This is a genomic window from Petrocella sp. (assembly GCF_059865615.1).
Genome location: NZ_JCBCDA010000072.1, coordinates 1 through 14,197 on the forward strand (window position 1 = coordinate 1; position 14,197 = coordinate 14,197).

Annotated in this window: 11 protein-coding genes; 5 read left to right on the top strand and 6 right to left on the bottom strand. The window is 36.7% G+C overall.

Annotated features, from left to right (window positions below):
• Nucleotides 1–719 precede the first annotated feature (719 nt).
• Together AC6F8J_RS08495 and AC6F8J_RS08500 are read left to right on the top strand one after the other, a co-directional pair.
• A complete protein-coding gene (locus AC6F8J_RS08495) occupies nucleotides 720–2,405 on the top strand; it encodes a 2-oxoacid:acceptor oxidoreductase subunit alpha (RefSeq protein ID WP_500722535.1) in 1,686 nt (561 codons plus the stop codon).
• A 2-nt stretch (nucleotides 2,406–2,407) separates the two neighbouring features.
• Nucleotides 2,408–3,265 (top strand): thiamine pyrophosphate-dependent enzyme, encoded by an 858-nt coding sequence (locus tag AC6F8J_RS08500; protein WP_500722537.1) that lies wholly within the window; start codon nucleotides 2,408–2,410, stop codon nucleotides 3,263–3,265.
• Nucleotides 3,266–3,395: 130 nt separating this feature from the next.
• Here the strand turns inward: AC6F8J_RS08500 and AC6F8J_RS08505 are convergent, their stop codons facing one another.
• Together AC6F8J_RS08505 and AC6F8J_RS08510 are read right to left on the bottom strand one after the other, a co-directional pair.
• Nucleotides 3,396–3,746: an NPCBM/NEW2 domain-containing protein gene (locus AC6F8J_RS08505; RefSeq protein WP_500722539.1), complete on the bottom strand. Its 351-nt coding sequence runs from the start codon at nucleotides 3,744–3,746 to the stop codon at nucleotides 3,396–3,398.
• Nucleotides 3,747–3,929: 183 nt separating this feature from the next.
• Nucleotides 3,930–4,139, bottom strand: coding sequence for a hypothetical protein (locus AC6F8J_RS08510; protein WP_275841665.1), 210 nt, complete (start codon nucleotides 4,137–4,139; stop codon nucleotides 3,930–3,932).
• An 857-nt stretch (nucleotides 4,140–4,996) separates the two neighbouring features.
• Between AC6F8J_RS08510 and AC6F8J_RS08515 the strand changes: the two genes are divergently transcribed.
• The 3 genes from AC6F8J_RS08515 to AC6F8J_RS08525 are packed head-to-tail and all read left to right on the top strand — an operon-like array spanning nucleotide 4,997 to nucleotide 9,834.
• Nucleotides 4,997–5,560, top strand: a complete 564-nt coding sequence (locus AC6F8J_RS08515; protein ID WP_500722541.1) for a TetR/AcrR family transcriptional regulator — start codon at nucleotides 4,997–4,999, stop codon at nucleotides 5,558–5,560.
• A gap of 10 nt (nucleotides 5,561–5,570) precedes the next feature.
• Nucleotides 5,571–6,818 (top strand): efflux RND transporter periplasmic adaptor subunit, encoded by a 1,248-nt coding sequence (locus AC6F8J_RS08520; protein WP_500722543.1) that lies wholly within the window; start codon nucleotides 5,571–5,573, stop codon nucleotides 6,816–6,818.
• On the top strand, nucleotides 6,811–9,834 hold the full coding sequence (locus AC6F8J_RS08525; RefSeq protein WP_500722545.1) for an efflux RND transporter permease subunit: 3,024 nt from the start codon (nucleotides 6,811–6,813) through the stop codon (nucleotides 9,832–9,834). The genes AC6F8J_RS08520 and AC6F8J_RS08525 overlap by 8 nt, the downstream gene beginning before the upstream one ends.
• Before the next feature lie 146 nt (nucleotides 9,835–9,980).
• Here the strand turns inward: AC6F8J_RS08525 and AC6F8J_RS08530 are convergent, their stop codons facing one another.
• From AC6F8J_RS08530 to AC6F8J_RS08545, 4 genes are read right to left on the bottom strand one after another with little or no spacing between them, the layout of a single operon-like run.
• Complete coding sequence (locus AC6F8J_RS08530; RefSeq protein ID WP_500722547.1) at nucleotides 9,981–11,537, bottom strand: ATP-binding cassette domain-containing protein; 1,557 nt, start codon at nucleotides 11,535–11,537, stop codon at nucleotides 9,981–9,983.
• Nucleotides 11,538–11,556: 19 nt separating this feature from the next.
• Nucleotides 11,557–12,396: an iron chelate uptake ABC transporter family permease subunit gene (locus tag AC6F8J_RS08535; protein ID WP_500722549.1), complete on the bottom strand. Its 840-nt coding sequence runs from the start codon at nucleotides 12,394–12,396 to the stop codon at nucleotides 11,557–11,559.
• Nucleotides 12,393–13,139 (bottom strand): ATP-binding cassette domain-containing protein, encoded by a 747-nt coding sequence (locus AC6F8J_RS08540; protein ID WP_500722551.1) that lies wholly within the window; start codon nucleotides 13,137–13,139, stop codon nucleotides 12,393–12,395. The genes AC6F8J_RS08535 and AC6F8J_RS08540 overlap by 4 nt, the downstream gene beginning before the upstream one ends.
• A gap of 10 nt (nucleotides 13,140–13,149) precedes the next feature.
• Nucleotides 13,150–14,160 carry a metal ABC transporter solute-binding protein, Zn/Mn family gene (locus AC6F8J_RS08545; protein WP_500722553.1) on the bottom strand — a complete coding sequence of 337 codons (1,011 nt, stop codon included), beginning with the start codon at nucleotides 14,158–14,160 and terminating at the stop codon, nucleotides 13,150–13,152.
• Nucleotides 14,161–14,197 lie beyond the last annotated feature (37 nt).

A 14,197-nucleotide genomic window follows, 5' to 3' on the forward strand; every position in this document is an offset into this window, starting at 1 on the left:
AGGGTCCCATGAAAACCCTTCCACTGGATATATGACTACGGTCTAAGATAAATATGAAAACAGGTTTCTAAGTGAGTATCGCTTGAATCCTGTTTTTTTTATATATGGTTAAAGGGTCAAAACTAAGTTTCACTAAATTCGCCTACCATATGTAGATTACGTTGATACATTCATAACTACATATGGTAGGTGAAAGTTCAACTATATAGTTTTGACGCCTTAACCATATATTGTATTAAATACTATTATGATACAAATGTATTTTTTAGAGGGGTCCCATGAAAACCCTTCCACAGACTGTATGATTACGGTCTCCGATTGGTGCATCCATGCACCAAAAGTCGACGGTCAGCATCCATGCTGACTTGCTCCACCATACAGACCTGCTTCCAGGAACTTCATGGTCGGTGTTGGCTACTTTGGTATTACTGTTAGCCTTAACTAGTCATATGGCATATACAATATTACTTTGTGATGTTTATCCGAAGTAAAACTAATAAAAAACCTGATCTAAGGAAATAAGGCTTAGAAATAAATAATAATCATAAACCCTTTTTCTTTTTCTAATGGGTTGCATTTCCAATCGTGCTCGACTATAATTGTAATTAACTGATAATTAATTTCAATTACCATATCTTTTACTATATATTTAACTGGATTTATCAATAATCTTTCGACTTGACGTAGTCGGACAATATTTTACTTTAGGAGGTACGAGCATGAAACAAGAACTATCTATCGTTTTATCTGGCGAAGCCGGACAAGGCCTTCAAACCTTAGAAGATTTTTTGGTTAAGGCCATTTCAAAATCATATTATGTATTTGCTACTCAAGAAGTCATGAGCCGCGTAAGAGGCGGTAACAACACTTTGGAAATTCGTATTAGCAACGCTCCTGTTGCTGCTTATAGGTCACATATCGATTTCCTCTATCTGCTCAACAATCATAGCTTTTATCGTGTTACAAAAAGAGTTTCTGATGATTCTAAGATTTTTGGTGAAGAAGATTTTCTTAGTAATGAAGAACGGGACCAATTAGTTGGTACTTTTGTGCCTTTTACACTGAATGATTATGCGACGGAAGCAGGAAGTGTTCTTTTTGGTAATACAGTACTGTTTGGCCATATTGCCGGTATGCTGGCTCTAGATCAGGATTATTGTCACGCTTTAATTAATGAGCGCTTTTCACACAAGAATGATAAAGTCCAAAATGGTAATATTGAAGCCTTTAAGACCGGTTATGAACTGGGACAGGCTTATCAAGAGCATCATGATTTGCAGACCCGAGACGATGAACCCCTTATGGTACTCTCCGGTAATGAAGCTCTTGGCATTGGCGCTCTTGGCGGTGGATGCAATTTCATATCGGCTTATCCTATGTCCCCAGGTACCGGTTTACTCACCTATTTGGCTGGCAAATCCAATGACTTCGGTATTTTTGTAGAACAAGCTGAAGATGAAATTGCGGCCCTTAACATGAACATTGGCGCTTGGTATGCCGGTGCAAGAGCTTTGACCACGACCTCTGGTGGCGGATTTGCCCTTATGGAAGAAGCCGTGAGTTTATCCGGTATTACAGAAATACCATGTGTTGCACATATCGCACAAAGACCTGGTCCGGGTACAGGTTTACCTACAAGAACCGCTCAGGAAGACTTAAACTTAGCGGTCTATGCCGGTCATGGTGAATTCCCCCGTATAATATTCTCACCCGGACATATGAGAGATGCTGTAGAACTGGCTCAAAAAGCCTTCTACTTTGCTGATAAATATCAAGTGCCTACTTTTTTATTAACAGATCAATTCTTAGTAGACTCCAAATTCCAGATGGCACCTTTTGAGTTGGATGCAAAATACCTGGAATCTTCGATTGTTAAAAGTACAGAAGATTATAAAAGATATACCCTAACAGAAGATGGTCTTTCTCCTAGATCCATTCCGGGTTTTGGCGACGGACTGGTCAAGTGTGATAGTGATGAACATGTTGAAGAAGGTACCATCACCGAATCTTTTGATGTTAGGATTCAAATGAATGAAAAACGTTTATCTAAAAAAGACTTACTTATGGCAGACTATCAGTACCCTGAATTAATCGGTCCAGAGTCTTATAAGAAGCTCATTGTCGGTTGGGGTTCAACTTATGGTGTTCTCAAAGAATATGTAGACCAGTACGGTGATGGTGAAACCGCTTATTTATATATAAAGCAACCTTTCCCACTCCATCAAGATATTAAAAAATACTTTGATCAAGCAGATACCATCATCAACGTCGAGAACAATGCATCGGCTCAATTCTCCAAAATCCTTTTATTAGAACTTGGCGTTACCGTGGACCATAATCTATTAAAATACAATGGCGAACCTTTTTCTATTGAAGAAGTTGTTGCCTATATGAAGGAGGTATAATCATGAAGCATTTTGAAATGGATCAATCAACAGATATAGCATGGTGCCCCGGTTGTGGGAATTTCTCTATCCGTAAGGTCTTAATAGAAACCCTGCAAGAAATGGACTTAAATCCAACCCAAGTGGTCATGGCCTCCGGTATCGGTCAAGCGGCTAAAATGCCCCAATACATTAATACCAATTATTTCAACGGTCTTCATGGTAGAGGTCTACCGGTAGCCGTCGCTATAAAAGCAGCCAACCCACATCTAACGGTCATTGCAGAAGGCGGTGACGGGGATATGTATGGTGAAGGCGGTAACCATTTTATCCACAATGTCAGGCGTAATCCGGATATTGTTCACATCGTCCATGACAACATGGTCTATGGCTTAACTAAAGGACAAGCGGCACCGACCAGTCCCTTAGAATTCAAGACCCCTGTCCAAGTCAACGGTGTCATCAACGACCCTATTAATCCTTTACCTGTAGCCATGACCCTTGGTGCTACTTTTGTTGCCAGAGCTTTCTCCGGTGACATGGAAGGACTTAAGAAAATACTAAAGGCCGCTTTTAATCATGAAGGCTATGCCCTCGTTGATGTTCTTCATCCCTGTGTTACTTTTAATAAGATCAATACATTTAAGTGGTATAAAGAACATAGTTATCCACTAGAAGAAGGTTATGACCCAAGTGATTTTGAGTTAGCCATGAAAAAAGCCTTAGACACAGAGAAATTCGCATTAGGTGTCATTTATCAGAATAAAAACAAAGTATCTTTCAACAATCGTACTTGGTTATATCAACAAGATGCTACACCGATTGTTCAGCGTAAAAGAGACATCGACAAAGTTAATGCTCTACTGAAAATAGAAGCATAAAACAAGAAAGAAGCCGCCAAAAGTTTATGGGTGGCTTCTTTTTTCTATGATGGCATTTAAACATTAACGAAGGAGCCTACGATTATGACTACTAGAATCTAATTTAACCGAAAGAACTGTCCTTCTAAAATTAAGATGATTTTCTTGCTTTAATATCAACAAATAAAATAGATGGTATAACATCTGATTTTATTTCTGTTTCAAATCTAAAAGTAATTACTTTGGTTTCTTTTTTTATATCTGTATTTATTTCTATACTGTTTGTACTGTCATTAATATACTTACTCTCAAAAGTGATTTTTCCATCAGCCAAAATAATAAGTTTGCTATTGGGTTTGATTTTAGTGTTGTCATCAAATCCGAAAATTCCACTTATATTATCAACCTGACCCTTTATAATTGTATAATCAAGAGAAGAATAGCCTCTTTTGTCTAATCCATCTATTGTAATTCTATTTGACCCCAACCCTTGATTATACACCTTTCCTTCAAGTTAGAATTTGTTGTTAAAACTTTCTGATTCATCTGAATTAACAGAATAATTAAACATTAAATCCGCCAACTTTTTAGATTTTATTCTTACAATTCAGCCTTTTTCATTAATTTAGTATAAAAAACTTGTGTCAACTGACCATTACAACTTTTATTAAGTTATCATTTCATGCTATAACTTACTTTTTCTTTCAAGCATAAGTATAACTCCAAACACAATAATGATAAAACTCAGGATATAGCCTAAACTAATTGGTCTATATAGTTCACCTGTTAAGCTATTATACATGTTGATACTATATAATCCAGTTGCCAATACACATGAAGAAAGCAGGATTATACCCGATAAAAAAATGAAACAGTTCTCTTTATTAAATTTCATAATCCCCTCCTATGCGACGCAAGCGTCATCATACTTTATTAAGATTCAGTTTAACCCATTTAACTCCCCGCGTAAAGCTATGAATTTTTTTATTTTCTAATAGCGAAAACTCTGTAAGCTTTATACAAAGCTTACTACTTGTATTCCATTTTCTTATATGCTTATATATCAACTACTAGTAAAAAGAAAGCCTTCACCTGAAAGATCTAACTAGCCACCAACCAGTTCTTTATTAAAGCTAATTGTATTTACCACACTTTCGAGTACAAACATTGCAGTATACTTACGTCTACTAATATATCAATATAAATCCTGATAATTGTGTCTTTTGTGTGTTCTTTTACAGATGTTATTGACTATTTAAATAGTATCAGCAAAGACAGCCGGTAAAATGGCCTTTTTTTATTTTGCTTTTTATTAGTATTTTAGTTGTTTAACACTATTATATTTGCTTTTTATTGTTGGAATGTAGGAACGCTTGTTTTTAGTAGATGAGATTAAATGGCTTACGTTTATATTATCAATCACAATTGAATATTATTTTTAACAATAGATGGATTAAACTATTATTTCATATATGAGTTTGAGGGAATTTATACAACCTTTTTTGAGTAATGTCGAGAACATAGCAAAGTCAATCATCAGGGCACTGGACCACTGATTATATAAAATCTTTAGTGATAGATAAAATATTAACAAGCAGATACTGTTTATATAAATTTTTTCTTTGTTATTGGATACTAATTCGTTTTTATTTTTTGAACCTTTGTTGTTAAGATGGCTGTCATCCAAATTAACATGTATCTCTCTTGCTTTTTTATACCGAATATACTATATTAGTATAAAGAGGTGATGATTTGAAATACAATAATGAACATATATTTGAGTTAATACTGGACAACACAAAGACACTATTAAATGAAAAAGGCGTCAAGGGATGGAGTATGGATCAGTTGGCTATGGCTTCCGGCCTTGCCAAGAATACACTTTATAAGATTATTGGTTCAAAAAAAGAAGCCGTTTTGAGCGTTATCTATAGAGATATGGATGAATTACAACATCATCTAAAAAAGAGATTGAAAACAGAAGCTGATACCATTATGATTGAAGACTTAATTGATACCTTTCTTCTGACCTTTTCCAACTTACACGGAAAATACTTAAAAGAAGTCTTAATAGAATTTCCCGGAAACGGACCACGTATTGAGAATCAGATTAATGAAATGCGATGGCTTCTAGCTGAACTATTTGAGTTAGTGAGAGAACGTAGTCATCTAAGAGCTGATATTGATGTTGAATTACTCTTTAATTGTTTGCGCGGCATTAGTACAGAATTTATCCGTTTAGGTTATACCGGTGAGCGTTTTGTAGAAAAAAGTAAAACTGCATATGGTTATTTATTAAAAGGTATCTGCGAATAGGAGGCGTACCATGAAGTGGAAAAAAATAACGAAGGTGCTTATTGTTTTTGCCGTAATCGCCTCCATTATTGCTATTATTGTTGTACAAAGAAATCAAACCAAGTTAAAGAAAATGGTTGAAGAAACTGAATCCATTATTCCAGTTACCATTATGCCCATAGAAATAACTGTATATGAGGAAGTCCTATCCTATATTGGCGCCGTTCAATCCGATGGCATACAATCATTAAGCTTTAAAAGTCCTGGTAAGATAAAGACAATCCATGTTAAAGAAGGTGACCTTATAGGAGCAGGTGAAACATTGATTACGCTGGATACTGTCGATATCACTTATGAGCTTGATGGGGCTAGGCAAGCCATGGAAGGCGCTTATGCTCAGTATCAGCTGGCAAAAAAAGGCCCAACACCTCAAGAGGTTAAACAAGCACGTCTGGCACTTGAAAAAGCTAAAGAAGTCTATGACTTTAAATTAAATACCTTAGGTGAAATGAAGCTACTTTATGATGAAGGTATTTTATCAAAAAAGGATTATGATCAAGTGGTTCTTGACACAACAATGGCTCAAAATGATTATGAGACCGCCAATCAAGCTTATATAACCGTCATGGAAGGAACGGATCCATCACTGTTGGATCTATACTATAGCCGGTACCAACAAGCCAAAATCATGTATGATCAAAAAGCAGCCTTAATTGAAGATGCATCCCTTATATCTTCAATTACCGGTACCGTGGTCAGTCTGCCCTATGAAGTTAACACTTTAGTTCCTGCAGGCCAACCGGTGATTCACATTCGAAAAGATGGAGCCGTCGTAGCCCTTGGGATCACCCAGGAAGACTACGCGAAAATTGAACTAGGCGACAATGTCCGCATTTTGAAAAATACAAAAACAATGGATGGCGTGGTTTCTAGAAAATCCAATATCCCTGATTTGACCACCCACCTCTACCAACTAGAGGTATCACTAAATGAGCAAGATTTTCTTATGGGTGAGATTGTTGAATGTGAGATTATAGTTGGCCAAAAAGAAGGTATATTGATTCCAATAGAATCCGTTATCGTAGATGGAGAGACATACGTTTATGTTCAAGTGGTCCATGAGGCACGTCGCAAGAATATCATTATTGAAGAAATACTAGATGATCACATCATGGTATCCGGCTTGGATGTGGGTGATGCATTGATTCTTCAAAATATAAAAAAAATTAAGGATGGAACAATTATTTCAGTAGTAAATGAGGTGAAAGACGATGATTAAATCGGTTATTGTTAATCGTAAAATTTTGCTTCTTTTTATTCTGCTTATTATACTACTTGGCATATACAGCTATTATCATATGCCAAAACAGGAGTCACCAAACGTCACACCCTTTGTTGCAATTATTACAACGATTTATCCCGGTGCTTCTCAAGAAAATGTGGATAACCTTGTTACAAGTAAAATAGAAAAGGAAATCAAAACCATTGAAGGTTATAGTTTCAGTATCTCTTACTCAAACAACAGCGTCTCTACCATTGTCCTCCAAATTGAGTATGGTAAAGATATTGATAAAGTTTGGGCAGATTTAGGTACAAAAATGCAGCAATTACAGTCTGATTTGCCACCTGAATGTCATGATATTCAAGTTGCAACCAATTTAGCTGAGACCACCGGTCTCATTATTGCTTTATCCGGTGGTGATTATACTTATGAGGAACTTGGTGAATACGGTGAACTGATTATAAAACGCCTAGCAGACATTCAAGGGGTTACACGTTTTGAACTCATGGGTGAGATTGCTCGTGAGGTTCAAGTGACTGTCGATTATAGGCAATTCAACCGTCTTGGTCTGTCTTATCAGGACTTATTGGAACTTCTTAGAAGTCAAAATCTAGAAATACCTTCCGGCCTTATAGAAAATGAATCCAGTAAAATCGCTCTAAATATAACCGGTTCCTTCGAATCATTGACTGAAATAGAAAACATCGTCATCGGTATGTCGGATGTAGATTACTCTGTTCTTCGTCTTAAAGATATAGCAAGCGTTGATATGGTTGAGCGGGAAAACGAGATTCACTATAAAGACAATGGCCAAAATGCCATTTTGCTTAGTGGTTACTTTAAACAAGATGAAAATGTATTAATTATTGGTAAGGATGTTCGAGCTACGATTGAAGCCATTAAGAAGGACATGCCTGAGGATTTATTATTTAATGAAGTCATCTTTCAACCAGAGGATGTTAATGTTTCCTTAAATGAGTTTATGCTGAACCTACTACAAGGTATTATCCTGGTTATACTGGTTGTCTTTATTGGTATGGGCTTTAGAAATGCCATCATCGTATCAACGGCTATCCCACTTGCCATCATTATGACTTTTATTGTTATGCCTATTGTAGACACACCCATTCATCAAGTGTCCATTATTGCTTTAATCGTTGCACTTGGTATGCTTGTTGACAATGCAATCGTTGTAAGTGATTCAATTCAGAATAAATTGGACGAAGGTATGGATAGACTGATGGCCTGTGAAACCGGTGCAAAAGAAGTCCTCATACCCATTTTCACTTCTACCTTAACCACCATTGCAACCCTTTCACCCTTATTATTTTTGAACTCCATTGTAGGTGATTATATACTCGGATTACCTTTGGTGGTGATTATAGCTTTAATATCCTCCTTTATTATTGCGGTATTTGTTACACCGGTACTGGCTTATATGTTTTTTAAGCCCAGCAAAAATAGAAAAGAACATGCCCATTCAAGATTCGGGTATAAGATGTTAGACCGTATGATGCACCATAAAATCTTAAGTGTCCTAAGTGTTATTGCTATCATTGCTTTGCTAGGGAGTACACTGCTCTTCTTGGAAGTTATTTTTTTCCCAAAAGCAGATAAGAATATTATGTATGTAGATATCGTCTCCGAAAAAATTATTGATTTGGAAACAACAGAAACCATTTCCGATCAAGTAGAGGCCCTATTAGCTCATGAAAAAGGGGTTATCTCCTACACCACAGCCATTGGTGGTGGCATACCCAAGTTCTTCACAGCCATGAACATCTATACCCAACTGCCTCAAAACGCCCAGATTATGTTTCGAGTGGACCTTAGTCAAACCCCTTATAGCAAAAATACGCCATACGCTGAATACCTTCAATCAAAAATCGATGAACGACTTTTAGGCGGCAAAGCCACTGTTAAAGAGCTAGAAAATGCTTTTCCCAGCGAAGCGCCGATTGCGCTTCGCTTTACCGGCAGTGATTTTGATACAATCTATGATACTGTTTCTGAAGTGAAATCATTACTAGAAAGTATTGAAGGCACCAAAAATATTCGAACTGACTATGATGGAAAAAAACTGGAATATGAAATCAAATTAAATCAAAATGAACTCTCCTATTTAGGACTATTAAAATACGATGTTCTCAATGAGGTTAGTATCGCCCTAAGGGGACGGGAAGCTTCCACATATAGAAGTGGGGGGAAAGAATACGATATTCGCCTTAGAGGTAATGGTAGACAACTTGGTGATATTGAAAACCTTATGATAAAATCCAGTGTAAGTGGTCATAAATATTTATTAAAAGACATTGGAACTATTGAATTGGTTGAAAAACAACCCACTATAAAAAAATATAAGGGTGAATATTCCATCTCCTTATATAGCGATATCTATCTAGGTTATCAGAGGGCTCTCATTCTTGAAGACCTATACCTAAAGCTTTCAAATGTAGATTTCAAAGATGTAACTTATAGTTTTGATGGTGAAGCTGAATTGATTAAGGAGAATTTTGGAAGTGCAGGCAGTGCTGCTGTATTTGCTGTTTTTGCCATTTACCTGATTCTATTATTCCAGTTCAAAGATATGCGACAACCCTTTATTGTTCTGATTACCGTACCTTTATCCTCTGCAGGTGCACTTTTCGGACTGTTTCTTATGAATCAGCCCATCTCTTTTACAGGGCTTATTGGTATTATTAGTTTAATCGGTATCGTAGTCAATAACGCTATTGTATTGATTGATTATATTAACATTAAATGTAGAGAAGGAAATAGCATAGAAGAAGCTGCAAAAGAGGCCTCTGGCATTCGTTTACGCCCTATTGTGCTTTCTACTATTACTACCATTTCCGGACTCATACCTTTGTTACTGTCCAATAGTGAGTTGTTTAAACCTATGGCTGTAGCACTGGTTTTTGGCCTACTGGTATCGACGTTACTGACTTTGGTTTTTATACCACTCATGTATGCCATCCTAATACCTGAGAATTACGTTGACCCTAAAAAATGATGACTGGACTTCATTCTTTTTTCATTTTCATTATAGATAAACAAGAAAGCCAACTTAAAGCTATCGATAAAGCGGACGGTCTTGCTACCTTGAAGTTTGACGTTTGACTTATAACAGGATTTTAGGTTATAGTTTGGATTTATTCTTTATACGACCTTCGTTGTCCAGTCTTCAACATTCCAAACGTCTGTTACCCAATCTTGATAAAATTCAGGTTCATGACTCACCAAGATAATAGTGCCTTTAAAATCTATTAAAGCTTGCTTAAGAGAGGCTTTTGCAGCCACATCCAAATGGTTGGTTGGCTCATCAAGCACTAACCAGTTCAATTCTTCCAACATAAGCTTACATAACCTTACCTTAGCGTTTTCACCACCGCTTAGCACCATCATTTTACTGGTTATATGCTCTGTGGTTAAACCACATCTGGCTAATGCAGCTCTTACTTCTGCATTGGTCATCGACGGATAGCTTGACCATATTTCTTCAAGGGCGGTGTTATCCGTGTTTCTTATTGCCTCTTGTTCAAAATAACCTGGCGACAAATAATCTCCAAGAATCACTTTACCTCCAACAGGCTTTAGTTTGCCCAGTAGCGTTTTTAGTAAAGTGGATTTGCCAAGTCCATTGACACCCTTGATGGCAATCTTCTGTCCTCGTTCTAATTGTATATTTAGAGGAGAAGTTAGGGGCGCATCATAGCCGATTATCAAATCTTGAGCCTCAATAACGAACTTACTTGAAGCTCTAGTATCCTTGAAAGCAAAATTAGGCTTTACTTTTTCTTTAACCAACTCGATCACATCCATTTTATCCAACTTCTTCTGACGGGACTTGGCCATATTGGATGTGGCTACTCTGGCTTTATTTCTTGCAACAAAATCCTCCAATTTTTTGATTTCTTTTTGTTGTTTATCATAGGCTTGTTCAACTTGACGTTTTTTCAAATCATACATACGAATAAAGTTCTCATAGTCGCCAACGTATCTTGTCAAATCAGCACCTTCAACGTGGTATATAATGTTAGTAACCGCATTCATAAAAGGCACATCATGAGAAACAAGAATAAATGCGTTCTCATAATTGATTAAATAATTTTTTAGCCATTCAATGTGCTCTACATCCAGATAGTTAGTAGGCTCATCCAGTATGAGAATCATAGGTGCTTCAAGCAACAATTTCGTTAATAAGACTTTTGTCCGTTGTCCACCGCTTAATTCGTCTACTAATTTATCAAGTCCTATATTACCAAGGCCCAGGCCGTTGGCTATGGATTCAATCTTAGAGTCTATGATATAGAAACCATGGTGCTCCAAATCATGTTGGATTTCCGAAACATCTTCCATCATTTCAACCAGTTCATCTTCAGATGCATCACCCATCTTTTCATAAATAGACAACATTTCCTCTTCCATTTCATACATATGTTTGAAGGCCATACGCAAAACATCTCTTATGGTTTGACCTTTTTCAAGTAGAGTATGCTGATCTAAATAACCGGTTGTAATCCGTTTACACCATTCAATCTTACCTTCATCTGGCATAAGTTTCCCAGTGATAATGTTAAGAAAAGTTGATTTCCCTTCACCGTTGGCACCCACAAGTCCTACATGTTCACCTTTTAAGAGTCTAAATGATGCGTCTTCTAATATTTTTCTGCCACCAAAATCATGGCTGACATTTTCCACTGTTAATATACTCATTACTTACTCCTATTTCTATTTACACCGTAACATCCCCTTTTGGATGTTTGCGTTTATGCCACATTATTTTTGTAATAGCCGCCAAAAAATAGCCGCCGATTGATACCAGTATAATCGTCGCTCCGGATGGAATATTGACGTAATATGAAAGACTTAACCCCATCAAACTAAAGATGATACCGAATAAAACGGACAAACCCATCATCCATTTAAGTTGATAGGTGAATAGTTTTGCTACGGTTGGGGGTATGGTTAATAAGGCCAAAGATAATATGACACCTACTACCTTGATTAGTATAACAATGCTTAAGGCAATTAATACATATAGTACCGTCTCCAGTAAAATCACCTTAACGCCCATTATTTTAGCATACTCTTCATCAAAAAGATAGAGCTTCCAATAATTAAACAAAGGCAAGATTATAAATAGTATGATTAATGTTAATATAATCATGAGTCGAATATACGTTTGATTAACAGCTAAAATATCTCCAAAAAGATAAGATGTCATGTCTGGTGGATAACCTGGTGTTAATGCTACAAAGAAAATACCAAGTGCCATTCCCGCTGACCAAAACATACTCACGATGGTGTCTGCGTTATTTTTTGTTTTTCTTTGTATGACACCAACACTAACCGAGGTTATGGTGGCAAAAAGTAGCCCACCAATGATCGGTTCAATAGCCAAAAAATAACCTAAGCCAATGCCACCAAAAGAAGCATGAGCAATGCCACCACTCATGCTAACCAAACGCTTTTCAACAATAATTGTTCCCATGATACCGCAGATTAAACTGGTTAAGATTGCTGCCATTAATGCGTTTTGCATATAATTGTATTTGAGTATGGCTTCAATCATTTTTTTGCTCCTTTTCCAATCAGTAATTCCTTTTGTATTTTTTCACCTTCAATAAACCAATCGATAGGGCATGTATCCATGGCTTCCGCCGTTTTACCATCTTTAACCTGATTATGAAGATGAACAGTTTTATTGATATAGATAACTCTATCTAGATATGGCCACATAAGCGCTGTATCATGGGTAATCATAATCACCGTCATGTTTTTATTTAGTTCTTTCAGCATTCTGTATATGCTCTCTTTGGTCTTTTCATCTACACTGGCTGTCGGTTCATCTAAAATCAGAATATTCGGATGGTTCATAAGGGCTCTCGCAATAAGCACCCTTTGCATTTGCCCACCGGAAAGCTGACCTATCTGTCGCTTACTCAGGTGCTCAATCTTTAAGCGTTTCATCACCATCATAGCATGATTTTTATCATGCTCATTAAATCGATGTCCAATCTTGATGGTTCTTGGCAGATGACCCATCAAGATGACTTCCAAAACTGTAATCGGGAATTGACGGTCAAAGGTGGTCATCTGTGGAACATAACCAATCACATCCTGATTATCTACAGTTATTGTCCCCACAGCAGGCTCAATAAGACCTAATATGGCTTTGATCAAGGTTGTCTTTCCACCACCATTAGGTCCAATAATCCCTAAAAACTCATTTTCTTTGATATCAAAAGTAACGTCTTTTAAAGCGGTTACTTGGTCATACTTAACTTCCAAATTATGAATGTGTATGCCTGACATACTGTCACCTCTATTTTAATACTGCTTTAAAAACATCAATAAGACTTTTTAAACTACCTAAATAGTCTTTTGATAATGGCTCAAAAACCATGGTACTACCACCGATTTCATCCGCTAATGTTTTTGCTTGTTGATTGTCAAATTCTTTTTGATACAATACAACTTTAATATTATTTGCTTTAGCAAATTCAATGATTTCACCTAATCTTCTGGCTGTCGTTGCTTTCCCGTCTTCTTCTATGGCAACCATTTCAAGGTCATAGTCATCCGCAAAATAACCCAGAGATGGGTGCATAATTATAAATTTCTTATTTGATACTGTTGTCATGAATCCTTGAATCTGCTCATCTAAAGCTGTTAGTTCTTGAATATAGGCTTTAGCGTTTTCCTCAAAAATCTGAATACTGTCAGAATCAAAGGCTATGAGTTCATCTCGTATGGCTTCTATCATAACTACGACACGTTTGGGTGACATCCACATATGAGGATCTCTACCTTCATGACTATGTTCATGGTCCTTTTCGTCCTCATGTTCATCTTCATGGCCGTGATCGTGGTCTTCTTCATGTATATGATTATCTTCATAGTCTTCAAAATACATAGCCGAATATACCAAATCCACTACTTCATCCAAATGAACCACTTTTAGATTTTCATTTAACGCTGTCATGTTGGGCAATATGTTGGCCACTTCTGAACCCATACCAACGCTGAAATAAATCTGGGATTCAGCAAGTGCATTCATTTCTTTGGGGGAAGGCTGATAATTGCTTTCACTTGAACCTGGTGGTAATAAGACATTGACAGATACAAGGTCACCACCCACTTGCTCAACAAAGTCACCTATGGGTCCTATGGGTACAGATACCTTGATTGGCTCTAAAACAACTGCTACTTCCTCCGTTACTTCTGCTGGTTCATTCGTTTCATTTTTAATATCAGATTCTGTTTCTTTAGGTCCACAACCCACAAATAATAAAGTGAATAGACTTAATAGTATAAGTGATTTAATAGTTTTCATTTCAACATCCTCCTTGTTGCAAATCATTTGCATTTGT

Excerpts from the sequence above, each read along its gene's own strand:
- AC6F8J_RS08530 (WP_500722547.1), bottom strand. The coding sequence starts at position 11,537 with ATGAGTATATTAACAGTGGAAAATGTCAGCCATGATTTTGGTGGCAGA.
- AC6F8J_RS08510 (WP_275841665.1), bottom strand. The coding sequence starts at position 4,139 with ATGAAATTTAATAAAGAGAACTGTTTCATTTTTTTATCGGGTATAATC.
- AC6F8J_RS08525 (WP_500722545.1), top strand. The coding sequence starts at position 6,811 with ATGATTAAATCGGTTATTGTTAATCGTAAAATTTTGCTTCTTTTTATT.
- AC6F8J_RS08545 (WP_500722553.1), bottom strand. The coding sequence starts at position 14,160 with ATGAAAACTATTAAATCACTTATACTATTAAGTCTATTCACTTTATTA.
- AC6F8J_RS08495 (WP_500722535.1), top strand. The coding sequence starts at position 720 with ATGAAACAAGAACTATCTATCGTTTTATCTGGCGAAGCCGGACAAGGC.
- AC6F8J_RS08540 (WP_500722551.1), bottom strand. The coding sequence starts at position 13,139 with ATGTCAGGCATACACATTCATAATTTGGAAGTTAAGTATGACCAAGTA.
- AC6F8J_RS08500 (WP_500722537.1), top strand. The coding sequence starts at position 2,408 with ATGAAGCATTTTGAAATGGATCAATCAACAGATATAGCATGGTGCCCC.
- AC6F8J_RS08520 (WP_500722543.1), top strand. The coding sequence starts at position 5,571 with ATGAAGTGGAAAAAAATAACGAAGGTGCTTATTGTTTTTGCCGTAATC.
- AC6F8J_RS08535 (WP_500722549.1), bottom strand. The coding sequence starts at position 12,396 with ATGATTGAAGCCATACTCAAATACAATTATATGCAAAACGCATTAATG.